The sequence below is a fragment of the Dictyoglomus sp. GBS genome (assembly GCF_055179815.1).
On sequence record NZ_CM143687.1, the window covers coordinates 378,318 to 404,463 of the forward strand.

Sequence of the window (26,146 nt, forward strand, 5' to 3'; positions counted from 1 at the left end):
CTAATGTGTCTGGAGCGTGTTGCAAAAGTTTGATCTGAACTATGTGGGATTTAAATTCAGTTGTAATAACCCATGACCTCCTGCGAAAATTTGTTTGATCTGAACTATGTGGGATTTAAATATGGGAAGATCTATAAAGCAGGCGCATCGCAAGGAGGTTTGATCTGAACTATGTGGGATTTAAATCAATGTGCTTCTTGTAGTAGTAGGGTCTATACATATGTTTGATCTGAACTATGTGGGATTTAAATCTTTGATGATCCTTCTACAATCGCATGAATCGGATAGTTTGATCTGAACTATGTGGGATTTAAATTGTGCGCGTGTATTTGTGCGCACAAGGGAAAAGGGAGTTTGATCTGAACTATGTGGGATTTAAATTTCTTTGGCGATTTTTGGGGGTATATGGCGCAACAGTTTGATCTGAACTATGTGGGATTTAAATTAGAGGCAATGAAAGTCTCAGCAGTCTGTATATAAGGTTTGATCTGAACTATGTGGGATTTAAATTATATATCAACTCCAGTTAGCCTGCAAACTTGAATATGTTTGATCTGAACTATGTGGGATTTAAATGCTCTCTACGAGAATAAATCTTTTGAAAATTTTGAGGGTTTGATCTGAACTATGTGGGATTTAAATTAAGGCATACTATTTTAAAACCCCCTATCATTCGCGTGTTTGATCTGAACTATGTGGGATTTAAATAACAATAGATACCCTACAGACAATTATACTAAAACTCTTGTTTGATCTGAACTATGTGGGATTTAAATGCGGTAGAAGCTCCATCTTCTCTTACTATTACTCCATGTTTGATCTGAACTATGTGGGATTTAAATTTTGTCTGTGAGGAATTCTTTAACAAGCTCCCAAAAGTTTGATCTGAACTATGTGGGATTTAAATGAGACCTCCTCGGATGATAGAGGGGACCTTTGATAGTGTTTGATCTGAACTATGTGGGATTTAAATTTTATATCTTTGGGCATAAAGCACCTCTAAAAGGTAGTTTGATCTGAACTATGTGGGATTTAAATAAAAAAGAGATGGAGACTTTCTTAGAAGAGCTTAAAGTTTGATCTGAACTATGTGGGATTTAAATTGGTTTTTCTTCGATAGCTTGATTGGGGAAATATTAGTTTGATCTGAACTATGTGGGATTTAAATTTTTTATCAAAAAACCTTAAACAAACTATATATTGTGGTTTGATCTGAACTATGTGGGATTTAAATTTGGAAATAAGGCTTGCAGAAATACCTATACTCGATGGTTTGATCTGAACTATGTGGGATTTAAATAGGTATGCTTCGGAAATGGCTTCGTATTGAGAGGAGTTTGATCTGAACTATGTGGGATTTAAATTGCAGTATCAACAGGAAGCACTTCACAAGTAACCTCGTTTGATCTGAACTATGTGGGATTTAAATGTGGAAACAGACACAAAAACAAAAAAAAGAATAAGATGTTTGATCTGAACTATGTGGGATTTAAATTTGCTAAAAAACTCTTGATTGGGGGGACGAATATGAGTTTGATCTGAACTATGTGGGATTTAAATTTTATATCTTTGGGCATAAAGCACCTCTAAAAGGTAGTTTGATCTGAACTATGTGGGATTTAAATGTGCGAGAGTTTCGCGGAAGCTCTCGCACAGGTAAGGTTTGATCTGAACTATGTGGGATTTAAATACCAAATAATCTTTTTGATATTTTTACTTCCTTCTCGTTTGATCTGAACTATGTGGGATTTAAATAGGCAATAGATATTCATTATTGCGCACAAGCCTTCAGTTTGATCTGAACTATGTGGGATTTAAATTTGTAGGAATAGCTTTAGAGAGTGCCGCGCAGGACGAAGTTTGATCTGAACTATGTGGGATTTAAATGCGGATTGAGTTCCTGGCGCTCTCAACTGGGCATCATGTTTGATCTGAACTATGTGGGATTTAAATGCCTTTTTATCTCAAGCTTGATATTTACTACTTGCCAGTTTGATCTGAACTATGTGGGATTTAAATTCTGCACATCTACATTGGATATGCAATGGTGGATGCGTTTGATCTGAACTATGTGGGATTTAAATCAACCAAGGTCAATCTTGACTTCTGACTTCTGAATTGTTTGATCTGAACTATGTGGGATTTAAATAATTCAAACCCAAAAACAAAAACTACAAATAAACCGGTTTGATCTGAACTATGTGGGATTTAAATTACACTATACTTTGATGCGGCGAATGGAATAAAAGCGTTTGATCTGAACTATGTGGGATTTAAATTACGAACTTGCGCGCCAAATCAGGCACCACATAGGCGTGTTTGATCTGAACTATGTGGGATTTAAATAATACACTTGAAGCGATCATGTCAGAGAAGAAAATAGTTTGATCTGAACTATGTGGGATTTAAATGCTTACGACACCCGAGATAATACAACTTGTAAAAGAGGTTTGATCTGAACTATGTGGGATTTAAATTGCTCTGTTCGGCTATGAGGGGGGTATTAATACTGTGTTTGATCTGAACTATGTGGGATTTAAATCAAGTTTTGGCGGAGTATTTGCTCCAGAACATTTGAGTTTGATCTGAACTATGTGGGATTTAAATCCAAATAGCGTTATATCCAAGTCGTTTGTGATCAATGTTTGATCTGAACTATGTGGGATTTAAATGGGATTTGCTTTCTTTTTTGCAATCCTAAAGGGAATGTTTGATCTGAACTATGTGGGATTTAAATGAAATTAGGAAAACTATCGAAGAGGCCAAGAAGGGTCGTTTGATCTGAACTATGTGGGATTTAAATTCTCTTTCTCTTTTTGTGGACAGGGACACAAGAAACGTTTGATCTGAACTATGTGGGATTTAAATTGCTTGGGGAATTTAAAAAGCTTAATAATTCGGGTCGTTTGATCTGAACTATGTGGGATTTAAATATGAATTTTGTCAGTTTTTTGGTGTCTATGTTGTGTGTTTGATCTGAACTATGTGGGATTTAAATATGGGAAGATCTATAAAGCAGGCGCATCGCAAGGAGGTTTGATCTGAACTATGTGGGATTTAAATCAATGTGCTTCTTGTAGTAGTAGGGTCTATACATATGTTTGATCTGAACTATGTGGGATTTAAATCTTTGATGATCCTTCTACAATCGCATGAATCGGATAGTTTGATCTGAACTATGTGGGATTTAAATTGTGCGCGTGTATTTGTGCGCACAAGGGAAAAGGGAGTTTGATCTGAACTATGTGGGATTTAAATTTCTTTGGCGATTTTTGGGGGTATATGGCGCAACAGTTTGATCTGAACTATGTGGGATTTAAATTAGAGGCAATGAAAGTCTCAGCAGTCTGTATATAAGGTTTGATCTGAACTATGTGGGATTTAAATCAATGTGCTTCTTGTAGTAGTAGGGTCTATACATATGTTTGATCTGAACTATGTGGGATTTAAATCTTTGATGATCCTTCTACAATCGCATGAATCGGATAGTTTGATCTGAACTATGTGGGATTTAAATTTATTTGTTCTAATCCCAGTTGTATAACATAAACAGTTTGATCTGAACTATGTGGGATTTAAATTTTCTTGTTTTTCGCAAATTCGCATATTCGCATTTTGTTTGATCTGAACTATGTGGGATTTAAATTAACTCATTATCCCACTTTACGTTTCTCTTAATCTGTTTGATCTGAACTATGTGGGATTTAAATGTAAGTGGTCGTTTACACCTACTGGCTCCTCCAAGAGTTTGATCTGAACTATGTGGGATTTAAATGGTGTTACGAATGGCGTGGTGTTCTTCGATTTAAGAGTTTGATCTGAACTATGTGGGATTTAAATGGAGTTTCTTTGAGACCTCCAAGTCTTTTTGCGCTATGTTTGATCTGAACTATGTGGGATTTAAATTCTACAAAAACGGAGGGGGCTTTTGCAGATCCAACAGTTTGATCTGAACTATGTGGGATTTAAATAGCGCAAGTGTTTTTAAAAGCAACATAACCGGTAAATGTTTGATCTGAACTATGTGGGATTTAAATGCGAAATAAAGTGGCTCAAAGATTACAATATTGAGAGTTTGATCTGAACTATGTGGGATTTAAATAGCACAACTTCAATTCGTTAGATATTATTAGTTTTTATCTTTTATTCTGTAGAAATGATCTTCTATTTCACTCTTTGGATAGTGAGCTATTAAGGATTTTTAATATTAAATCTTTGTAACTGTATCCTTTTGCTTCTGCCATTTTTACAATATCAGAGTAATTAGGAATTAAAAGAGGAAGTGAATTTACATCCAAAATAAAAATTTCTTCTCCTCTTACTCTCACATCAATCCTTGCATAATCTCTAAGTCCAAAATACATAAAAATACTTCTTGCAATATCTTTTATACTTTTTTCTATATTTTTATCTATTCTTGCAGGACAAAAATATTTAGTTTTCTCTCCAAACTCTTCTTTTACTCTTCCAGAGTAAAATCTTTCAACACTTTCAGGAAGTTCTGAAAAATCAATTTCCAAGAGGGGGAGAATCTCTAAATTCTTCTTGTTTCCGAGAATTCCCACACTTATCTCTTTACCCTCTATGAATTCCTCAACTAAAGCTTCTTCTTGAAATTCTTTATGAATATAATCTATCATATATTTTAGCTCTTCTTTGTTTCTTACTAAGGACTCTTTTCTTATTCCCTTTCCACTCCCCTCTCTGTTTGGTTTGACAAAAAGAGGAAAAGAAAGATTAATATTCTTGGGTATTCTTTCATCAGGATACACAAGAAAAAATGGAGGTGTTGGAATTTTGTAGTATTGTAATAAAATCTTGGTATGGGTTTTATTAAGACAGAGAGAGTGGGTATATGCTGAAGGACCTGTATAGGGGATCCCTAAAAAATCACATAGTGATGGTATAAGTATTTGTCTTGTTTCTTTTCCTTGAGTGAAAAGATTGAAAACAAAGTCAACACTTTTAATTCTTTCTAGAAAGTTTTCTGAGACAGGGATTAAAGTTACAGTATATCCCTCATCTTTTAGAATATTTTCTATTTCATTTACCATTAATTCATAATCTGAAGAACAAGGAAGATTATAAGCTATCCCAATTCTCATATTAATCTTTCTATTCTTTCCTTTTCTTTAAGAATTTTTCCCCTTTCATCTACACAATAATTAGCACCATTTATTACGAAAGTTTTAACTTCCCCTCTTGCCACAGAGAATCCTTTGAGCATGGGAGCATCTAATATACCGCATTTGATGGCATTATATATATTTTCAGGTGATAAAAAATCATCCTCTGATTTTGCCAAGTTTTTTATAGCGTCGAGAATAATTAAAGCTTCCTCTTTTAGTTCTTCCTTTCTTTTGAGAATTTCGGGATCCGATGAGAAATCAGGAAGCCCTGAAGAAGCTAAGATATAAGCTCTTTTCACCATCTTTACACTCTCTATAATCTCTTTACTCCTCGCAGGATACATAGCCTCAGAATAGGATACTACATGAATTATATGGGGTTTTAAATAGGCCCCATAAAACATTGAGGATACCAATTGTCCCATAGCAGAATAAGGGTCTGCTGGAAAGGATAAAAGTCCTGTTCTTATCATTCTGTAAGAGACAAAATCTTCATCATGTAAAGATTCTACAAGCTCAATCTTTGCAAGAGCCTTTGCTATATCCATCTTAGGTGATATATTGGGAGGAGTATTTAGCATATATTGAGCTACGTATTCCTTAACCCCAAGTTTCTTTGCTACTAAACTAGCTATATAGCATGTTGCAACTCCAATGGCATCATGGGCATTTCTTAGTTCCCATTGATGAGATTCATTGATTTCTACAGGAATTCCATTTTCTGCATTCCATTTTATACCTTCCATATTTTCTTTTATTGCTGATAAAAGTTCTCGATCTGATCTTCTGTCCAAATCAGAATACCAAGTTAGAGGTATAGCGGACCATGCATTATTAATGGTTTCTTTAAGAAGCTTTGAAAATTCAATAAGATTTTTAGTGCCAGAATAACATCTTAATAATGGAAAGTTTCCTCTTCTTGTAGCATTATATAATCTTATAAAATCCTCTTTTTTCCTTAACGGAACCCCTCCTGCACCATCTTGTTTTGGATCCATTTTTTCAGGTTCAAAAAAATAGCTTTGAGTATTTTGGTCTGGAGCTATTGAGATAATATCTAATAATCCTGAATCTGCTAATTTTTCTATTTCTTTTATGGTTTCATCAAGACTTGGGAGGCCTATATGATGTCTGAATAGAGGAAAGGGACTTTTCCAATTTATTCTTTCTTTTAAAGTTTGAGGAAATGTCCTTTTATCTTTTTTATCTATAATCTCTCCCTGAATCTCTTTTAAAAAATCTATGACATCTTCTATCTCTTCTGAGCCATCAAAAACCTTATAAATATAGGAAAATTCCCTTGCTACTTCACCTGTTTCCTTTGTACCTCCAAATAGAAATATCCTGTTTTCCATTAAGTTTTTGCTTTTAAGTTCCTTTTCTAAATCTGAAAGTAAATTTCTTAACGGTTCTCTTCCTAATCTATAACTTATAGCAACAATTTCTGGATTTGTCTCAATAATTGCCTCTATGAGTTCCTTTATGGAAATTGCTCCTCCAAGATATATAGTTTTAAAGCCTAATTTCTCAGCAAGGTTTAAAAAATTAAGAACTCCTGCGGTATGAATACAACTTCCAATACTTGCCCCTAAAATCTTTTTCACTCTTCCCCCACCTCTATGTATCTTATTATATCTTCTGCAGTCATTCCCTCTAAGCCCAAAGATTTTACAGTCCTCCCCTTAGAATAGTAATCCTCTCCCATCATAACAGAAACAAGATGTATAGTAGCATCTATAGTAGGAGTAGAGATGCCAAAATGTTTTCCAAAGGAGGAGATGGGGACAAGACTCATGGGCACATCTTCTAAAATATATCTATTAGCAATTACGGTAGGTGCCATTATGTCTCTATATCCAGAGTTACTGTGAATAGCTTCATAAAGATCTCTACCATCTACATCATAAGCATATTTTAACCATTGTTTTGCTGTGAGAGGCTCTACTTTAAAAGCTTTCATAACATTGCATCTTTCTTCATCAATAGATTCTAAAACTTTTGCTACAGAAGGGGATATTCCTTCAAAATAGAATTCAAATTTTCCAAAAGTGAATTCAATTCTTGCTACATTTAAAATTGTAGTAGCTGGATGAAAAACTGCACCTATATTGTTGAAACTTGTAATAACTATATTTTTTGCAATTTCAAATTCAGGCATTACTCTTTTTAATGTTTTCTGTAATATTGGATTATCCTTTGCAGGAAGGCAGGATACTGGAACCGCATTCTTTTTTCTAAATATTCTTACTACTCCAGGGTTAGAACATCTTGAAGCAAATATGAAAGTTTGGGCTTCAGCAATAAACACCTTTTTTCTACATCCTTTATCCTTTAAAACTTTTCTAAACTCCAAAGCTCCTCCTGTTCTTCCTGGATTTAAAACAATTAATTGATCATCTTCTAAGTGAGGTGCCAATTTCTCAGCTATCTCTCTATGAGCAAAGGCTGGTACTACAACTAAGATTATTTCTCTATCCTTTATTGCAGATTTTATATCTGTAGTTGCTAAAGAGATTTCATATTCCCCAGAATATTCTCCTTCTAATATGATTTTTCCAGAATTTTTAATAGGTTCTATTCTCCACTCGCTTCTATTGTATAAGGAAACATCATAACCTTTCATAGAAAGGTAACCTGCTAAAGCTTGTCCTCCGTTTCCTGCACCTATTATACATATTCTAATCATAATTTTACCTCAATAATGATTATCTATTAACTTATCTGTATTAATAATAACATGAAATAACTGATTCAGCAATTCAGATCTAACTTTACTTAATGGTTAGGCTATATAAAGTGGAGAAATTTAATCTTATGCATCTTTAATGTAAAATCTACTAAGATGTGTTAAAAACCCGTAGCAATTTAGCCACTGGTAAATTGGTTCATGTTTTTAATTTACAATCTTATGATAGTTTATAAGTTCTGTATTTGATTTCATTTTTTTCTAAAGCCTCAAGTAAGATTAGTATTTGTTTATTAACACTTATTTCACCGATGAAATCTGAGACTCTTGCAAGTTTAAAGGCGTTTTAAAAGGCTTATGTGGAAAGACTGGAGGTGTTTAATATCTCTTTTATGTTCTGGGGAAAAAACCTTTCTTAATACCATCAAACTCATACTAAGAATTAGAAATAAGGGTTCATATATAAAAGTTATGGAAAGAGGATAAAGTTCTTTTGTTTCTTCTCTATTTTGAATATATATTTATTGATCTATCTGAACTATATAAGTAGATTCTTAAAAAGAAAACACTACCAGGATGCAAAATAATAGGTGATCTAAAATATGCTTGATAAAAAGGTTATAATCAATAAGAAACACACAATAATTAAACTTCCTATTTCAGAAGTTTGGGATAAATATAAAAGAAAAAATGGAAAATTAAAAAACTTATAGAAAAAACACTCCACTCCTCAAAAGGTTAAAGAACTTATAGAAAATTTTTCTTATATTTTAAAAAAACTAAAATAGGCCCTTACGAATAATTTAAAAATTTTGAGAGATAACCTTTAAGATCTTTCCAATGTTTATACAGTATAACGGCAAAATTACCAGCGTAAAATAATAGTAAATGTTTTTCACCCAAAAAGAATTTATAAGTTATATATGGAGAAAGTACTATAAATCCCATGATTACTCTTAATGCATCCTCTTCTACAGTGGTATCTTTAGGTTTTATCATTGTAAAGATAGTAAAAGTGGTTCCTAAAATAGTAGGAGCCTCCCATTTGGTAAGTACAGACCATGCTCCAAAGGATACAGCTACAGCTTTTCCCCCTTTAAATCTTAACATAGGGGAAAAGGCATGTCCAAGTACTCCAGCAAGAGCAGAAAAAGCTATAACATATTTGTTTTCTACTATTCCTAAGGATATGAATAAGGCAATAGGTAATGCTCCTTTCAAGTAATCAAGGAGTAGGGCTAATATGCCATATTTCCATCCCTTTGCTCTCCATAAATTTGATGCCCCTGGGTTTCCATCTCTTATTTTTGATAGGTCTATATTTAACATCTTAGCTATAATATATGAGTACATTATGGAACCTGAAAGAAATTGAAAAAGAATTACCAAAATGTTAATCCACACGAATTTTTCTCCCCTTCCATATTACTGTTTTTGTAAAGAAGGTTCTAAATATGGAGTAGGAAAAGACAAATAAAAAGAAGATAAAATGTAAGGGAAAAAATAGGGCATCATACCATTTATAATCTCCTAATTTTCTTTGTAGTATATAAAATTGAAAGACATAAAGGGGGTATAGTATATTGAAAAGATTGCTCTTGAAATAGAAGATGCTGGCATATACACCATAAATATAAAAGAAAATAAGAAGGAAGTTTAATAGGTTAATTGAAAAAGCTCCTTTGGCCATATTTTTACTAAAACCTCTGAAAAGATCTAAAATCCCATTAGGATACATTCTAAATTTTATATATCCATTTCCTAAGAAGTTATTTACAGGTATGTTTTTTTGAATGCAATTTTTGGCAAGGGACATGTCTTCTACTACTTTATCTTTGACCTCTTTATGGCCCCCTACCATTTCGTAATCTTTTTTAGATATCAACATGGCTGGTCCAAAGGCCCCATCTTTTTTACCCAATAATGCCATGGAGAATATGGATACTAAGTTAAAGGTAAAATTCAAATGCTCATAAAACCTTTCAAATCTTTGATATGGCCAACAAGATACCAATCCTTTATATTTTTCATAACTTGCTAAAAGAACCTCTATAAAATCTTCTCTTGGTTCCACATCAGCATCAAGAAATAAAAGCAATTCACCTTTTGATTCTAAATATCCATTCCATATTGCCCAGTTCTTTCCTACCCATCCTGCTGGTGGCTCTTCATGTAAAGACACTACCTTTACATTAAATCTTCTTGCTACCTCTTCTGTATTATCCTCAGAATTGTCATTTACGACTATGATTTCATAAGGTCTGTAAGTTTGCCTTTCAAGAAGAGAAAGAAGCTTGGGAAGATTTCTCTCTTCATTTCTTGCAGGGATTATAACAGAGATCTTATAGTCTCTTGATATCAGGCCTTCCCTCTTAAGAAATTTAAGAGTCTTATAGTATAACCAACCTATTCCCCAAGAAATTATAATTATAATTTCTTTCATTTTTTCAGATTATAGCATTTTTTTGTGTTTTTAAAAAATTAAAATAAGTATTATAATAGATCATAAAAGGTTAAAAATTTATTAAAATACTTGGGGGTGTCTTATGAGTAAAAAGAGAGTATTTTCCATCTTTTAATCCTATTTTTAATGTTAATTTTTGTAACAAACATTGGTGCGCAAACGAAAAAAGTAAGACTTAGTATTATAGATGTGGCAGGAAATTTACAACTTACTAAAGATGCTATAGAGGCCTTTAAATTAGCTCATCCTGATTTAGTAGAGGATATTGAGTATTTGAAGGCCACCGCTCCAGAACTTCCAGCAAAAATAAAGGCGCAACAGATGGCAGGAAATGTAACTACTACTATGGTACTTACTGGCTATGATGCTATGGCCTCTGGTTTGGAGATGGGACTTTGGGAAAATATCTATCCAACCTATAAGCAATATTTTCCTGGCCTTGAAACCAAGTATCTTCCTGGAGCAAAAGCGGCCTTTGATCTCTTCCAAGGATATGGAATAGTAGTAGTATATTGCCCCGGAGGACCAATGTTTACCTATAATCCTGAGAAATTAAAGAAGGTACCTCAAACAGCTGAAGAACTTCTTGAGTGGGCAAAGGCAAATCCTGGTAAATTTATGTATGCAAGGCCTGCAAACTCTGGACCAGGAAGATGCTTATTGCAAGGATTGCCCTACATATTAGGTGATAAAGATCCTAAAAATCCAAAAACATGGGATAAGACATGGGCATATCTAAAAGAGCTTGATAAGTATATAGATTATTATCCTACAGGTACTGCGATTACTTTTAGAGCTTTAGCAGAGGGAAGTGTTTATATTATTGCAAGCCATCTTGGTTGGGATATGAATCAAAGGATATTGGGAGTAATTCCTCAAACCTTCAAGGATTTCTTCTTGAAAAATACTACTTGGGTAACAGATGCGCATTTTATGTGTATGCCAAAAGGATTAGATGAAAATCGCAAAAAAGCTACACTTCAACTTATGGCATGGCTTTTAAGACCAGAAATGCAAGCTTTAACATATGATAATGGATATTTCTATCCTGGTCCAGCTATAAAAAATGTTCCTCTTAGTAAGGCCCCAGCCGAAATTCAAGAAAAGATTAAATCTGCCATGAGGAAAGAATATGAAGATGCTATAAGAAAATTCCCATCAACTACCCAACTTGGAGCAAAAGAATTAGTAGAGGCTTTTGATATGTGGGATAGATTAGTAGGATCAAAAGTAAAGTGAATAATAGGATGGAAGGGGAGGATTATCTCCTCCCCTTTTTGAAAATATAAAATCAGGGTAAGGGGGATAGAATGAAGGATTTTAAGGAAATTAAAATTCAAAATCTTGTAAAATATTATGGCAACAGAAAGGTTGTGGATAGTTTTAGTTTAACTATCGAAAATGGTGAATTTATTACTCTTTTAGGACCATCTGGGTGTGGAAAAACTACTATTTTAAATTCAATAGCAGGATTAATACCTATTGATGGTGGAAGTATATACATAGATGATGAATGTATAGATGATGGAAAGAGATTTGTACCACCTGAAAAGAGAAACTTTGGGATGGTTTTTCAAAATTATGCCCTTTTTCCTTATCTTACAGTTTTTGAAAATGTAGCTTTTGGACTTAGAATTAGAAAAATTCCAGCTTCAGAGATAAAAGAGAGGGTTATTAAGGCTTTAAGATTGGTTCATTTAGAGGAGCATGTTGATAAGTATCCAAGACAGCTATCTGGTGGTGAACAACAGAGGACTGCCTTAGCTCGTTGTATAGTAACAGAACCTCGTCTTATGTTGCTTGATGAGCCTCTTTCCAACCTTGATGCCCTTCTCAGAATTGAGATGAGGTATGAATTAAAAGCCATTCATGAGAAATTAGGTATTACTACTATATATGTAACTCATGATCAGCAGGAAGCATTAGCACTTTCTGATAGAATAGTAGTGTTAAATAAGGGGAGGATTCAACAAATTGGTACTCCAGAAGAAATATATTCATATCCAAGGAATTTATTTGTAGCTCATTTTTTAGGATTTAGAAATATATGGAATGTGGATGTAATCCATGTAAAGAATGGAGGAATAGAGTTTAAATTAGGAGATTTTGTTTTAAATGCAGTATTAAATGAGAAATACAAAGAACACGTTCTTAATTCTATTAGGGATAAAAAGAAACTTTATATTTCTATAAGACCAGAAGATATAAAGATAGGAGAAGGACCTAGTAATTCCTTAGAGATGAGGATTGAGGTTATAGAATATTTAGGGCAGGTAAGACAGCTTTGGGGATACTTAAATGGTAATTTACGTATTGAAATATCTACTATTGAAAAGGTAGTGCTTAATCCAGGGGATAAGATTAATATATATATATTCCTCCTGAGAGAATTCTTGTTTTTCCTGAGGAGGATGTCCAATGAAAAAGAGAGAATTTTTAACAGTATTTTTATTGCTTTTACTTGTGCTTATATATTTTATTTTCCTTTTTATCTATCCCTTTATATATGGTCTTCTTTTAAGCTTAACTAATGATGAAGGAAAATTTACCTTTGCAAATTTTATTAAATTTTTATCTGATCCTTGGGATGCTAATACTATATGGATTACTTTAAAGATAGCTATACCTGCTACTTTATTGAATGTATTAATAGCTATGCCTCTTGCCTACTATATGCGTCATGGAATAAAGGGAGAAAAATTAATATCTTTTCTTTTGATTTTACCCATTACATTAGGGAGTGTTTTTGTGGCAGAAGGTATGCTTACTTATATGGGACCAAACGGTTGGCTTAATAAGATATTATTAGCATTAAAAATAATTGATAAGCCTTATAGATTTACTCATAGTTATTTAGGAGTACTTCTTGCATTGATAATTCAAGGTTTTCCCTTTGTATTTTTAATGCTTTTAGGATATATATCTGGAATTGATCCTACCTTAGAGAAGGCTGCAAGTATACTTGGTGCAAGCAGATGGTATATATTTAGAAGAATTATATTCCCTCTTTGGATGCCAGGAATAGCAATGGCTACCTCTTTGAATTTTGTCATGAACTTTACAGTTTTTCCTTCTGCTGTGTTATTAGGTCAACCATCTGGGCCTACAAGAGTAATTTCTATAGCAGCTTACCAATGGGCTTTTGAAAAATTTGATTTTCATATGGCATCTGCTATTGCCATTATTATGGGCTTAGTAGAACTTATCTTTATTCTTATTGTTATGCTTATAAGACAAAGATTTTTCAAAATTGTTGCTACTTCAGGCGGAAAGGGATAGGAGGGATTTTTTAAATAATGAGAAAGATAAGATTTTCAGGAATATTATATTGGATAGCCATCTTTGTTTATGTATTTAATGTTTTAGGGATTATCTTTACTGTAATCTTGAATTCTTTAAGTAAAAATTGGTATACAGATTGGTTTCCTAAAATATTTACATTAGAATGGTACTCATATATGGCTAAGGAACATGATCTTCCACAGCTTCTTTTTGCCACTTTTGCAGTGGTAATATCTGTAGCTTTGATCTCGCTTCTTATTGGTTATCCTGCTGCGTATATTTTTGCAAGATATAATTTTAAATTTAAAAATGTTCTTCTATCTCTTCTTCTTGTACCTATGTTGGTACCTCCTATGACCTATGGTATACCTTTAGCGGCCATGCTATATAAATTAAGACTTGCTACAAGGATTTCTGGAGTAATTCTTGCTAATTTAGTGCCTATAATTCCATATGTGGTACTCATCTTATATCCTTTTATTGAACAGATAGATGTAAGTTATGAATCTGCTGCAAGAATTTTAGGAGCAAGTAGATTAAGAACCTTTGTTAAGGTATTATTACCTTTAACAGTGCCTGGTATATTTACTGCAGCCCTTCTTTCTATTGTAAGAACTATTGCCATGTTTGAGTTGACCTTCTTGGTAGCAGGGCCAAAATCTCAAACAGTTATTGTAGCTCTTTATTATGATGCCTATGCAGCTGGGACACGTCCTCCTCAGGCCATAGATGCTCTTGCGGTAGTTTATTTTCTAATTACTGTGACTTTCCTTTTAATAGCTTTAAAATTTGCAAGTCCTACCCAATTTGTATATAGGGGTAAATGATTTACAAATGAGGGGAAGGGAGTAAATTGTGGGGATTTCTATTTACTGAGGGAAACTTGTAGGTTTTTTAAGAGATAAACATAGGAAATGTGGGTAAAGTAGTAATTCTTAAATTATTTGATAAAGTTAAAAACATCCATTCTTCTTTCGGGAGTTTTATCTGGGTAATTGTTTGTATATCCCAAGGTTACTGTCCAAAGAGGTTTATATTCTTCTAGTATTCCTATTACTGTATTTGCATGATGAAAGACATTAAAATCTTCTTTTTAGCTCTTTCTCTGATAAACGCATCCTCAGAGGAAAGCATAATTTGCCTTAAATCTTCATTTATTTTGTTTAAAAAGGCTTTATTTTGAATTACTGTAAAGAACCATGGTGGAACATTTCTTGCAGAAGGGGCGTAAATGGCGCATTCAAGTATAATTTTTAGTTTTTCTTCTTCAATATAGTTCTTATTGCTTCATTGTCTAAATTTACCATATTAATTACTATTCCTAATTTCATTTTTTTTCTATATTTTTAAGGTTATAAGGAGAAATTTAGATAATAGAATTATATTATAATTATATACTTTTCTTTAATTTTGAGGAATTTTAAATTTTTCTTTTGATATCTTTCTTCTTCTCCTTAATTTAACAATGCATGAAGTATTAAAGGGTGTGATAATTCCTTTTGAAAGTCCTTTTTTTAAATTTTTCCATAGGAATAATTAAGGAAGTAAATTGATAATTTTTTAAAAATTGGAAGGGGTAGGAATAAAGAAACCTTAATAAATTATAACCCTCCCAGATTAAGGGAGGGTTATGATATATTTTTGTAAGGGAATTATCATTTATTATAGGCTAAAATTTTAAACCTGTCATAGCGATTCCTTTTATTACATATCTTTGAGCAATTAAGAAGACAATGAGTATAGGAAAGACAACAATAGTTGATCCTGAAAGAATTGTTCCAATGTTTTCCCCATACTGTCCTGCAATAACTGATACTGCAACAGGTAATGTGTACATGCTTTCATCAGTTGCTACAATAAGAGGCCAAAGAAAAGAGTTCCATGCTCCAATAAATGCAAAAACAAAAGAAGTTATAAAAAATGGTGTAGAAAGAGGTAAAATTATTTTAAAATAGATAAAAATTTCGTTTGCTCCATCTATTTTAGCAGATTCTATTAAATCATCAGGTATTCCTTTTATAAATTGTCTCCAGAAAAATATACTTCCTGCTCCCACAAGACCTGGAATTATAATCCCTTGATATGTATTTAGCATGTTAAGAATTCTTACTATTAAATATGCAGGAATCAATGTCATTTGACCCGGAATCATCATAGTAGCTAAAATAAGAAATATTAAAGTATCTCTTCCTCTAAATCTAAATTTAGAAAAGGCGTATCCCGCCATTGAATTAAGAAGAATAGAAAGAGGTGGTGCAATGGTAACAATAATTAGAGTATTTAAGAGAGGTCTCCAAAAATTTATTCCTTTAAAAAGATCTATATAATTTTTAAGGGTAATTTCTGATGGAATGAATTTGGGAGGAATTGTGTATATTTCTCCAGGAGTTTTAAAAGATGTAATAAGCATCCAAAAAAAGGGAGTTGCGGTAACAATAGAAGCTATAATTAAAAATCCATGAACTAAGATTTGCTGAAGTATACCTACCTTTCTTTTTCTCACATTTTCACCTCTAATCCTGAAAAACTCTCATTTTCATTTGAATATAAGTTAGGCCGAAGATCATAACAAATAAAATAAGCGCAACAGAGGAAGCGTATCCAAATTCAAAGGCTCTAAAACCTTTTTGATATAGATATAAAACTATGGAAAGGGTAGAATTTAAGGGTCCTCCTCCTGTTAACATATAAGGTTCTTCAAATAATTGTAAATAGCCAATTCCTAACATAACTGATACAAATAGAAGTACTGGTCTTAATCCTGGAAGAGTAATATACCAAAATTGTTGCCATCTATTTGCCCCATCAATTTCAGCTGATTCGTATAATTCTTCGGGAATTCCTTGAAGTCCTGCGATAAAAAGGAGCATATTGGGACCTATTGCCTTCCATACTACAAGAGAAACTACTACAAACATTGCCCATCTTGTATCAGAGAGCCATTCCTGAGGTGGTAATCCAAAAAGTCCTAAGAACCAATTTAAAAGACCATATTTAGGATTTAATATCCATGACCATACTACCGCTATGGCAATGGTGCTTGTAACAGATGGAAGATAAATAAGAAGGCGAAAGAAATTTTTAAAATAAGTTTCCTCTCTATTTAAGAGAAATGCAAAAAGCAAAGAAAAAAAGATAGTTAAAGGATAAGCAAGAATAAAAGCATAAAATGTATTTAGGACTGCTTTCCAAAATAAGTCATCATGCAAGACATCTATAAAATTTTGGAACCAGATAATTTTTGTTTTACTCCAATCCAAAAAAGAATAGGCATTAAAATCTGTTATGCTTAAAAATAAAGATGTTATTACAGGAAGAACAGTAAAGACTAACAAAAGGAGTAAAGATGGACCAATAAATAAAAATATCTCCCAGATTTTATTCTTCATTACAGAGAAAACCCCCTTAAAATTAGATAGGGGCTGGATAATTCCAGCCCCATTCTTTACTTCCTCAATATCTTCTGTAGATCCTTGTAAAGAAGTTCTACTCCTTCTTTAACATCTCTATTTCCGAGACATACCTCTTCTACTCTTCTCCCTAAGGCGGTTTCAATCTTATCCCATTCTGGAACTATAGGTGTAGATTTTGCATCATCTAATTGCTCTCTGAATACCCTTGTTATTGGGTCGTTAGAAAGTTCAGGCCTATTCCAAACTTCTCTTAGGGCAGGAAGCGATCTTAAAATCTTATACCACTCCAATTGGTTTTCAGATCTTGTCATAAACTCTATAAAGCTCCAAGCTTCTTTTTTGTTTTTTGAATCCTTGAATATTACCCAGTTTGATCCTCCTACAAAAGACGTTCTTGTCTTTTTCTTTGGCATTATTGAAACTGTCCATTTCCCCGTAATTTTGGGAACCTGCTCTTTTATCATGGAAACCATCCATGGACCTGAAAAGAACATTGGGAGAAGTCCTGATTCAAAATCTACAAAGACATTTGCCCCACCTTTTGCTACAAGATTTTCTTTGAAGAATCTGGAATAGAATTCTAAAGCTTCTATAAATTCTGGATTCTTAACAAGGATATTCTTATTCTTGTCAATAATATCTCCACCATTCTGCCAAACGAAGGGCATAAAGTTTGCAGCTTCTGTTGGAGAAAGACCTATTCCTGTTTTCCCTACGCCATATTTTTGGGAAAGTTTTTTAATTGCATCATAAAGTTCATCCCATGTATCTGGTGCCTTGTTATATCCTACTTCTTTAAGCATATCTGTTCTATAATAAAGTACCCTCACATCTACATACCATGGTACTCCATATACTTTATTGTTATAAACTACAGTTTCCCATGAGCCTGCAAAGAAATTTTCAGGCTTAACTACTTTAGATTTAGCAATATAGCTTCCAAGATCCTCAAAAGCTCCCATAGCGGAAAAGGGTGCCATCCAAGTAGTTCCCATCATAGCAAGATCTGGGACCTGTCTTCCAGCAACTCCTGTTAAGATCTTACTAAAAGCTGCAGTCCATGGAAGAGGTTGGACATCAACTTTTATGCCTGTCTCCTTTGTGAATTTTTCTGCCATAATGTTTAGATTTTTTGCCTCTTCTCCCATAGCCCAAATTTTTATTGTTTTAACTTGAGAGAGGGAAAAAGAGCTTAAAATTATTAAGAGGATCATAATTATTAATAAATTTCTTCTCATTTCTTACACCCCCAAGGCCTTTTTATAGGGGGGAGTTTCTCCCCCCTAAATTTTTTACTTAAGCTCTAAGGTTCCCCAGTTTTCAGGATGTGCCCATATCTCAGGGAGATCAACCCAAGATAGCATATTTTCTCTTACATATGCACCAATACCTGCATCTTGCTTATTAGAATTATGTATGGTATGACAGAATCCAATTTTTATTCCCTCTTTAGGGATTACACCTAAATATTTCCAGGGTATGGCAACTTCTATATCATATCCATAGTCAGTCCTCTTAGAAGCAACTTTTACTTCTGGTGCTACAACTTTTATATCTCCGGGATTTGCATCTTCATGTCTTACCGCTTGAACATTTCCTGTGGTATCAAAAGGTAAAATTGCAATCTTAAATATTCCTGCATTGGAGCCTGCAACTAATGGATTAAGGTAAAATTCTATGGAATCTGTTCTGTAATATGCTCCAATATCTGTAGGGGCTATATTTATTACTAAATATTCATCATAGACCTTAGCATAAAGATATAGATATTCATTATCCCACAAAGCATAGAAGTTACTATGAAGAATTTGTTTTTTCTTATCTACTTTTGTAAATCCTGGTACATTCATATCTTCAGTAACTTTATTCTCAATTGCTAATTTCCATAAATCTTCAAAAATTCCATCAATCTTTGGAGAAGATTCTATTTTAACTGCTTGTGTAGACTTCATCTTTGCTTCTAAGGCTTTCTTTTCATATTCTTCTTTATACCAAGGAGTAACTGCATAATCTGCCCTCTTATACTTGAATCCTATCTTTCTCATTGCATCTCTTACGTATTTATTTTGCATAAAGTATTTCCAAACCATACCTGTTCTATAGTTTTCTATCATGAGTAAAATAGTCCCTTGATCAATCCCTATGTGTTCTTTAGAATACCAATTTTCATCCACATTAAATCCACTGACAAATCCATATTTACCCCAGATTAGTGGTCCATGCTTAGATAACATTCCTTTTATAGCCTTCATACTAAGATCTGGAACAAAAGGTAGTGCTCCGATGGATGCATAAGGAACTATAGTTCCATCGTGATTTCCTTCTGATGCTCCATAGGCCCTGTATCCTCCGGGACCATCACCTGCGGAAAGTCCCCATATATCATCATCATATGTTTGATACTCACTCTTTCTTAGGAAGGTAAACATGTAATTGTATCTTGCTGCAGCTGCTGCATTATTAAAGTAATTTGCATATTTGTCTTCCTTATTCCTAAAGTCTATCCAAATATTGGGATATAGATAGACAAAGAGTACTTCATCTTTAAATGAGATGTATGTGTCATTTATAGGTCTTGAATATAGATCCCATGCAGAAACTGGAATAGGATATGTAGGTGAACCTATAGCTAAGAGAGTGGCAAGAATTCCTTCATCAAAGTTATCTCCCCATCTCCCTCCGAGAAAACCACCTTCAGGCTTCCATCCCATAGATAAGGTGCTTCCACCTGCAAGCATCCATTGCCAATTAACATTCCTATATATTTTATCTGCAAGAGATTCTATCTCTGTTCCTTTGAAGTATTCTCCTACAAAGATTACACCAGCAAGAAATAGAGCAGTATCAATAGATGATAATTCGCAGTTCCATACTCTTTTTCCTGTCTTCATATCTACAAAATGATAGAAGAAACCATTATATCCTTCTACTTTTCCTTCTGCAAAACTCTTTAAAGTAGTAAGTACTCTATTATATCCTTCTGTTTTTGTTATCCATCCTCTTTCAATTGCTATAGGAATAGCAGTTAACCCAAACCCTACAGCTGCTATACTTGATGGTGAGTCTACTGTACTTCTATCTTTTATTAGCCCATTTTCTGGATTTGCCTCATTCCAGAAGTATTGGAAAGTCTTTTTCTGAATTTCATCTAATAATGCATTATCACTTAGATCTAAAAGTCTTGCTACTTCTTCTTTTATCTTAGGATCTGCCTTTGCAAGAAGATCTTCTCTTGTTAATTTCTTTTTCTCTATCCTCATGAAAAGCCCATCTATATAGAATGGTTCTGTCAAAGGTATTTTATTTCTGTTTTCATCATATCCTGCAAAGGCAAGGTAAACCATATATTTTCCACCGACTTCTGGTCTTGTCATTTCTCCTGCAAGTTCAAAGGTTATAGCATTCCATCCATCAGTAGGTTTTGTGCTTGAAAATACTCCTCCGACCCATCTCCATTCTTTTGTAAGATCTGCCATTCCAAGGAAGAACATTTCTGGTTTAATTTTCATCTCTTGTGGAATATATAAATTAAGTATAATCTTGTTTCCTCCTTTATTCCATATCTCAATCTTATCTTTTGGTATAGGCATTGCTAACTTTGTCTCTAAATTCTTGCCATCTGGAATTACCTTCATTGAAGCATTTCCCTGAATTACATATTCAGTATTTAGTTCAAAAACCGCTCCAGTATTGTCGTTATTGAAGGTTTCAATCTCCTCTTTTGTATCCATAGTCCATATATATGCAAATTCTCCAACATAACTTACATATAATCCATCAATATAGAATGCATCCACTAATGGAACTTTATTTCTTTTTTCATCATATCCTGCAAAGGCAAGATAAACTTTATATTTCCCATTCTCTGCCAAGCTTTTCATCTTTGGAGTAAGTACAAATTCTATGTCATTCCATCCTTCTGTAACTTTTGTATTTGAGAATGTACCATCTACCCATTCCCAGCCTTTTGTAAGATCTCCCATTCCCATAAAGAACATTTCAGGCTTAATCTTCATTTCTTCTGGAATGTATACTTTCATAATTACTTTATCACTTTCATTCCATATGCTTATCATATTCTTTGGAAGCCATAATGCTACCTTTGTTTCAAGGCTCTTTCCATTAGGTATTACCTTCATAGAATTTGTACCATTTGCAACATAAATATCACTCAGTTCAAAAACTGCTCCTGTATTATCATTATCAAATGTTTTTATCTCAGATAATGTATCCATGCTCCATATATATAATTCTTTAGGTTCCTCAAAAGATTCAATAACTACTTTATCTACATAGAAAGGATCCTTTATGGGAATTTTCTTTCCATCCTTTTCCTCAATAAATGCAAAATATAGTATGTATTTTCCATCAGATTTAACATCCTTCATTTTGGGAGAAAGTTTAAATTCTATTACGTTCCAACCATCTACTGCTTTGCTTTCTGAGAAAACACCATCAACCCAAGCCCAATCAGTAGTTACATCTGCCATTCCAAGGAAGAATTTGTTGGGTTTTGTTTCTGCAGATTTTTTAATGAAAACTGATATCTTTAATAAATCTTTTTCTGCCCATTTTGATAATATCTCTCCAGATATTTGGAATGCTATTTTTGTTTCATCAGATTTTCCTGAAGGAATAATTTTTATAGAATGTTTTCCATCTGCTACGTATTCTATGCTTTTTTCAAATTTTGCTCCTGTATTATCATCGCTTAATCCTGTTATTTCATCCATAGGATTTACATAATCAAAAGAAAAAGAGAGATTTCCAAGAAAAATTAATATTAAAATAATCATTAAAAATCTTTTCATAAAAAACCCCCCTTATTTTTGTTTATAAAAGGAACAAAAATCTTTTAATTTTTCTCACCCCCTTTTAAATATTTACTTCTACAAAAACAGGATTCTTAGGCCCTTGATAATTAATAGTGTCCCCATTAATTTTTTTACCATCTAAAAAGATTTCAAATTTTCCCTTTCTTCTTATATAAATCTCATAAATTTTTCCTCTAAATAATCTTTTAACTTTTACTTCATCCCAGTTTTCAGGAATGTTTGGAGAGATTTTTAAACCTTCCCAGGTTGGAATTATTCCTAAGATTCCTTCTATTCCCGCTATGAAATACCAAGTTGCAGATCCTGTATACCAGCTCCATCCTCCTCTTCCAAAATATTTTGAATCTGGACCATCTACATTTCCACATGTTACATAAGGTTCTACTTGGTATAGATCAGGGTTCATTCCTCTATAAATGGGCATAAAACTTTTATAAATCTCGTAAGCAATCTTATCTTTTACTTTGCATACTGCTAAGACTGCCCAACATCCTGCATGGGTATACAGTCCCCCATTCTCTCTAACTCCAGGTGCATATCTTGTAAGATATCCAATTTGTGGATTAGGTTTTGTATAAGCAGGATATAGCAGTAAAGGACCATATTCTCTAAAAAGATATTTTTTCATAGATTCATAAGCTTTTTCTTTTTTGTTCTCTTCTGCAGAATCATTTAAAATTGCCCAACTTTGTGCATTTAAAAATATTTTTCCTTCCTCACATGATTTACTTCCAATTGGCTCGCCATTATCCTTAAAGGCTCTTATATACCATTCTCCGTCCCATCCATATTTATTAATTGCTTCTTTAAGTTCTTTTGCTCTTTCTCTATAATATTCTGCTCTATCAAAATCTTTTTCTTTTTCTGCCACATAAGAAAAATCAAGAAGTATTCCATATAGAAAGTGCCCTAACCATATACTTTCACCCTTTCCTTCTGTTCCTACTGCATTCATTCCATCATTCCAATCCCCATTTCCTATTAATGGAAGTCCTCGAGGACTAAACTTCTTTAAACTTAGATCAATGGCTTTATAGCAGTGTTCATATATTGTTCCTTCACCGCTATCTATATATGGGATGATTTCTTTAAGGATAGACCAATCATCTGTATTTTTTAAATATCTAATAACTAAAAAGGGAAGCCAAAGTCTATTGTCAGATATCTCATTTCTATGTCCTATCTTACTAATAGGATGCCACCAATGATAAACATATCCATCGGAAAATTGATGTTTTGCATGAAGTTTTATCTGATCAAAAGTTTTTTTAGGATCAAGATACAAAAATATCTGACTATCCTGTAATTGGTCTCTAAAACCATAAGCTCCGCCTAATTGGTAATATGCTGTTCTTGCCCAAAGTCTTCCAGAAATGGCTTGATATTTTAGCCAGTAATTATTCATAATATTGAAAGCTGGATCTTTTGTCTCTACATAAAAACCAGATAATAAGTCTTCCCACATCTTTTTAACATCTCCTAAGGCTTTCTCTACTTTTTCTTTTGTATTGTATTTTTCTAAAATTTTTTCAATATTTTCCTCAGAGTTATTCTTTACTGCTCCAAGGGAAAAGATTAAGATTTTTTCTTCACAAGGATCAAGTTTTATATCAATTTTCAAAGATGCGATATCATCTTCCCACTTTCCAAAAGTATTTGTTAATCTTCCCTCAATAAGTGCCTTAGGAGAGACCAAGTCCCTATACATTCCTATAAACTCTTCTTTTGAGCCTTCTGCTTCACTTACAGGATAGTTTACCCAATGGAAAGCCGTATAATCCCAATCTTTGTTCCAATGTTCTCCTTTCTCATTAGGGATTTCCCATAATCTTTTCCTTGAATAGATATAGTTTTTTTCTTTGTTAAAATAGGTTTCAATAAAGGTTCTATGAAATTCTCTATGCCAATCAGGAGCGGATCCAAGATTCCATTCAAGATAAGTAAAAAGAGAAAGGTCTTTTTTCTTTTTATCTTCGTTTATTATTTTAAGAATCCATATTTCTAATGGATCCTTTAAAGGGACAAAAAGAGTTAATTCAAAAGTTATATTGTAATATTTTGTTTTAAATATAGAGTAGCCAAAGCCATATATGGCTTCAAAATTTTCATAATCTGAACATACAGGTTTCCAAGGTATGGACCAAAAAATTTTTTTCTTGTTATCTCTTACATATATATATTTTCCAAAATCATCTTTTATAAGATCTTGATTCCAGCGAGTTATTCTATTTAGAGATGCATGAGTCCTAAAGCTATATCCAGAACCTGTGTTAGATATAACAATACCATAATCTCCATTACTGATAACATTTATCCAAGGTTTAGGAGTTTGTGGAGTTTTTATGACATACTCCTTCCCATTTTCAGTAAAATAACCATATTTATTTTCGAAAAGTTTCTCTTTCATTTTATCCTCTCATATATAATTTATTTTGAAAAAAATATGAAACGTTTCTACTTTAATTTTATTTTAAATTTTTCTTCTGTCAAGAGGAAATTTTGTAAATAATTTAACTTTAAAATTTTAGTATTTCTATTTATTCTTTATAAAAATCCTTGAAGATTTGAAAAAAACTGTATAAAATTATAAAAAACGTTTCTTTAAAAGGAGGGATTTTATTTGGTCACTATAAAAGATGTGGCAAAGCTTGCGGGTGTTTCTATTTCTACTGCTTCTTATGCATTGAATAATAGTAATAAGGTAAGTGAAAAAACAAGAGAGAAGGTTTTAAAAGCTGCAAAGGAGTTAAATTATATCCCTAATAAATTTGCTCAAAATTTAAAAAAGCTAAGAACTGATTTGATAGCCCTTATAGTTCATGAAATTAATGGCCCCTTTTATGATAAATTGGTTCAGGGAATCCTAGATGTGGCTCATATTTTGGGATATAATTTAGTCATATTTTGCGAATCTGGTCATGGAAGACCATCTTCCTTGGTTTTTTTAAAAGAAAAAATATTTAATGGTGCCATAATAATGACTCCTGTGGTCTCAAATGATGATATTAAAGAGCTTGTAGAAGAAAACATACCCTTGGTCCTTTTAGATAGGAAATTAGAAGAAGTTAATGTATGTAGTGTTCTTATAGATAACGAGAAGGGTGCTTTTGAAGCAGTAAGACATCTTATTGAATTAAATCATAGGAAGATTGGTTTTATTAGTGGTCCTCCAGATTCTTATGATAATAAAGAAAGATATAAAGGATTTGTAAAAGCAATGGAAAAATTTGGATTAAAAGTATATGAAGATTTAATTATTCAAGGTAATTTTACTGAGGAATCAGGTTATAAAGCAATGAAAGAGTTTATCTCAAGGAAAAAAGGAGAAATGCCTACTGCATTTTTCTCCTCTAACGATGAAATGGCAATTGGAGCGATGAAAGCTTTGCAAGAAGAAGGTTTTAAAATTCCTGACCATATATCCATTGTGGGATTTGATGATATAAACTTAGCCCAATATGTACAACCTAAGCTTACAACTGTAAGAAGACCAATGTATGAACTTGGTTCATTTTCTGCTCATATGTTAATAAATACAATAAAGGGAAGGTTAAAATATAGCAATATTACCTTAGATGTTGAGCTTATCTTAAGGGAATCTACCAGGAAAGTCTGATTACTTCTTCTTTTATTCCTTTATCTGTAACCTCTAACAAGATAAAATGGGGTTTCCCTTCATCAATTTCTGTTGATACGTAAGGGCGAGCCCCTCCAATTCCTGAAATTATATAGGTTACTCCATTTATTACCTTTCTATAGTACATATGAATATGTCCTGAAAAGACATAATTTACTTTATATTCTTCAAAAATTCTCATAAGTTCCTTAGACTCAAAAGGATCTGCCTTATGAAATAAGAAGAAAAAACTGGGAGATATAATGGGCTGATGCATGAAAACAAATTTATATTTTTTATCTGTGTTTTTTAATATGTTAATAAGCCAATTCATTTGTTCTTTTCCTATTTTTCCTGAAGAATTATTAAGAATTATAAATCTTGAGTTTTCGTAATCAAAATAATAATAAAGAGGTCTTCCTGTAAAGGCTTGATACTTTTCACCTTTGGGATCACCCTTTAGATCGTGATTTCCAGGGACAAAATAAATGGGAATTTTGACATCTTTTATAAGATTTCTTAAAAAATTATATTCCTCTTCACTACTATTATCTAAGATATCTCCCAATTGAATAATAAAATCTGGTTTTCTTTTTAAAATTTCAGAAAAATTTCTCTCAAATACTCCCTTTACAGGTCTTCCTGCTCTATCACCAATTACTGCAAAAGTAAAGGAATAAGAGATAGAAAATATTTCCCAAAAGACAAAAAATATCAAGAA

17 protein-coding genes and 1 CRISPR repeat array (1 of these 18 running past the window's edge) are annotated in these 26,146 nt (G+C 32.8%); of the genes, 5 read left to right on the forward strand and 12 right to left on the reverse strand.

All coding sequences use genetic code 11. The features are described 5' to 3' along the window. A CRISPR array of direct repeats spans positions 1–4,102; the repeat unit is 29 nt; unit sequence GTTTGATCTGAACTATGTGGGATTTAAAT; it begins 3,885 nt to the left of the window's first position. Positions 4,103–4,169: 67 nt separating this feature from the next. The 5 genes from ACY3IT_RS01720 to ACY3IT_RS01740 form a co-directional block, all read right to left on the reverse strand. Then, positions 4,170–5,105, reverse strand: a complete 936-nt coding sequence (locus tag ACY3IT_RS01720) for a D-alanine--D-alanine ligase family protein (RefSeq protein WP_463083071.1) — start codon at positions 5,103–5,105, stop codon at positions 4,170–4,172. Next, positions 5,102–6,733: a cobalamin-dependent protein gene (locus ACY3IT_RS01725; protein ID WP_463083072.1), complete on the reverse strand. Its 1,632-nt coding sequence runs from the start codon at positions 6,731–6,733 to the stop codon at positions 5,102–5,104. The genes ACY3IT_RS01720 and ACY3IT_RS01725 overlap by 4 nt, the downstream gene beginning before the upstream one ends. Further along, positions 6,730–7,812 carry an NAD/NADP octopine/nopaline dehydrogenase family protein gene (locus ACY3IT_RS01730; RefSeq protein WP_463083606.1) on the reverse strand — a complete coding sequence of 361 codons (1,083 nt, stop codon included), beginning with the start codon at positions 7,810–7,812 and terminating at the stop codon, positions 6,730–6,732. The genes ACY3IT_RS01725 and ACY3IT_RS01730 overlap by 4 nt, the downstream gene beginning before the upstream one ends. 795 nt (positions 7,813–8,607) lie before the next feature. Beyond that, on the reverse strand, positions 8,608–9,219 hold the full coding sequence (locus ACY3IT_RS01735) for a glycerol-3-phosphate acyltransferase (protein ID WP_463083073.1): 612 nt from the start codon (positions 9,217–9,219) through the stop codon (positions 8,608–8,610). After that, complete coding sequence (locus tag ACY3IT_RS01740) at positions 9,209–10,258, reverse strand: glycosyltransferase family 2 protein (protein WP_463083074.1); 1,050 nt, start codon at positions 10,256–10,258, stop codon at positions 9,209–9,211. Before ACY3IT_RS01740 ends, ACY3IT_RS01735 begins: the two co-directional genes overlap by 11 nt. 147 nt (positions 10,259–10,405) lie before the next feature. On the opposite strand from ACY3IT_RS01740, the gene ACY3IT_RS01745 reads away from it, so the two are divergent. The 4 genes from ACY3IT_RS01745 to ACY3IT_RS01760 all read left to right on the forward strand — a co-directional run bounded on the left by ACY3IT_RS01745 (position 10,406) and on the right by ACY3IT_RS01760 (position 14,388). Further along, positions 10,406–11,518 carry an ABC transporter substrate-binding protein gene (locus ACY3IT_RS01745; protein WP_463083075.1) on the forward strand — a complete coding sequence of 371 codons (1,113 nt, stop codon included), beginning with the start codon at positions 10,406–10,408 and terminating at the stop codon, positions 11,516–11,518. A 71-nt stretch (positions 11,519–11,589) separates the two neighbouring features. Beyond that, positions 11,590–12,810: an ABC transporter ATP-binding protein gene (locus ACY3IT_RS01750; RefSeq protein WP_463083076.1), complete on the forward strand. Its 1,221-nt coding sequence runs from the start codon at positions 11,590–11,592 to the stop codon at positions 12,808–12,810. Beyond that, a complete protein-coding gene (locus ACY3IT_RS01755; RefSeq protein WP_463083077.1) occupies positions 12,698–13,558 on the forward strand; it encodes an ABC transporter permease in 861 nt (286 codons plus the stop codon). The genes ACY3IT_RS01750 and ACY3IT_RS01755 overlap by 113 nt, the downstream gene beginning before the upstream one ends. Positions 13,559–13,575: 17 nt before the next feature. Beyond that, positions 13,576–14,388 (forward strand): ABC transporter permease, encoded by an 813-nt coding sequence (locus tag ACY3IT_RS01760; RefSeq protein WP_463083078.1) that lies wholly within the window; start codon positions 13,576–13,578, stop codon positions 14,386–14,388. Between the two features lie 226 nt (positions 14,389–14,614). Here the strand turns inward: ACY3IT_RS01760 and ACY3IT_RS01765 are convergent, their stop codons facing one another. From ACY3IT_RS01765 to ACY3IT_RS01790, 6 genes are all read right to left on the reverse strand, one after another. Then, complete coding sequence (locus tag ACY3IT_RS01765) at positions 14,615–14,833, reverse strand: nitroreductase family protein (RefSeq protein ID WP_463083607.1); 219 nt, start codon at positions 14,831–14,833, stop codon at positions 14,615–14,617. A gap of 397 nt (positions 14,834–15,230) precedes the next feature. Then, entirely contained in the window at positions 15,231–16,064 is an 834-nt protein-coding gene (locus tag ACY3IT_RS01770; RefSeq protein WP_463083079.1) for a carbohydrate ABC transporter permease, read from the reverse strand. Between the two features lie 10 nt (positions 16,065–16,074). Next, the gene (locus ACY3IT_RS01775; RefSeq protein ID WP_463083080.1) at positions 16,075–16,950 is read right to left on the reverse strand and encodes a carbohydrate ABC transporter permease; all 876 of its coding nucleotides are present in this window, start codon (positions 16,948–16,950) and stop codon (positions 16,075–16,077) included. A 56-nt stretch (positions 16,951–17,006) separates the two neighbouring features. Beyond that, on the reverse strand, positions 17,007–18,212 hold the full coding sequence (locus tag ACY3IT_RS01780; RefSeq protein ID WP_463083081.1) for a sugar ABC transporter substrate-binding protein: 1,206 nt from the start codon (positions 18,210–18,212) through the stop codon (positions 17,007–17,009). 54 nt (positions 18,213–18,266) lie between these two features. Next, the gene (locus ACY3IT_RS01785; RefSeq protein WP_463083082.1) at positions 18,267–21,785 is read right to left on the reverse strand and encodes a glucoamylase family protein; all 3,519 of its coding nucleotides are present in this window, start codon (positions 21,783–21,785) and stop codon (positions 18,267–18,269) included. Between the two features lie 64 nt (positions 21,786–21,849). Further along, positions 21,850–24,216: a GH36-type glycosyl hydrolase domain-containing protein gene (locus ACY3IT_RS01790; protein WP_463083083.1), complete on the reverse strand. Its 2,367-nt coding sequence runs from the start codon at positions 24,214–24,216 to the stop codon at positions 21,850–21,852. A gap of 213 nt (positions 24,217–24,429) precedes the next feature. Here ACY3IT_RS01790 and ACY3IT_RS01795 point away from each other — a divergent pair, with 213 nt between their 5' ends. Beyond that, positions 24,430–25,425, forward strand: a complete 996-nt coding sequence (locus ACY3IT_RS01795) for a LacI family DNA-binding transcriptional regulator (RefSeq protein WP_463083084.1) — start codon at positions 24,430–24,432, stop codon at positions 25,423–25,425. Here the strand turns inward: ACY3IT_RS01795 and ACY3IT_RS01800 are convergent. After that, positions 25,409–26,143 carry a metallophosphoesterase family protein gene (locus tag ACY3IT_RS01800; RefSeq protein ID WP_463083085.1) on the reverse strand — a complete coding sequence of 245 codons (735 nt, stop codon included), beginning with the start codon at positions 26,141–26,143 and terminating at the stop codon, positions 25,409–25,411. The genes ACY3IT_RS01795 and ACY3IT_RS01800 overlap by 17 nt on opposite strands. Positions 26,144–26,146: the final 3 nt, after the last annotated feature.

What these genes read in the sequence shown, in the direction of transcription:
- ACY3IT_RS01785 (WP_463083082.1), bottom strand. Translation starts at nt 21,785, where the DNA reads ATGAAAAGATTTTTAATGATTATTTTAATATTAATTTTTCTTGGAAAT.
- ACY3IT_RS01750 (WP_463083076.1), top strand. Translation starts at nt 11,590, where the DNA reads ATGAAGGATTTTAAGGAAATTAAAATTCAAAATCTTGTAAAATATTAT.
- ACY3IT_RS01720 (WP_463083071.1), bottom strand. Translation starts at nt 5,105, where the DNA reads ATGAGAATTGGGATAGCTTATAATCTTCCTTGTTCTTCAGATTATGAA.
- ACY3IT_RS01740 (WP_463083074.1), bottom strand. Translation starts at nt 10,258, where the DNA reads ATGAAAGAAATTATAATTATAATTTCTTGGGGAATAGGTTGGTTATAC.
- ACY3IT_RS01780 (WP_463083081.1), bottom strand. Translation starts at nt 18,212, where the DNA reads ATGAGAAGAAATTTATTAATAATTATGATCCTCTTAATAATTTTAAGC.
- ACY3IT_RS01775 (WP_463083080.1), bottom strand. Translation starts at nt 16,950, where the DNA reads ATGAAGAATAAAATCTGGGAGATATTTTTATTTATTGGTCCATCTTTA.
- ACY3IT_RS01755 (WP_463083077.1), top strand. Translation starts at nt 12,698, where the DNA reads ATGAAAAAGAGAGAATTTTTAACAGTATTTTTATTGCTTTTACTTGTG.
- ACY3IT_RS01760 (WP_463083078.1), top strand. Translation starts at nt 13,576, where the DNA reads ATGAGAAAGATAAGATTTTCAGGAATATTATATTGGATAGCCATCTTT.
- ACY3IT_RS01790 (WP_463083083.1), bottom strand. Translation starts at nt 24,216, where the DNA reads ATGAAAGAGAAACTTTTCGAAAATAAATATGGTTATTTTACTGAAAAT.
- ACY3IT_RS01745 (WP_463083075.1), top strand. Translation starts at nt 10,406, where the DNA reads ATGTTAATTTTTGTAACAAACATTGGTGCGCAAACGAAAAAAGTAAGA.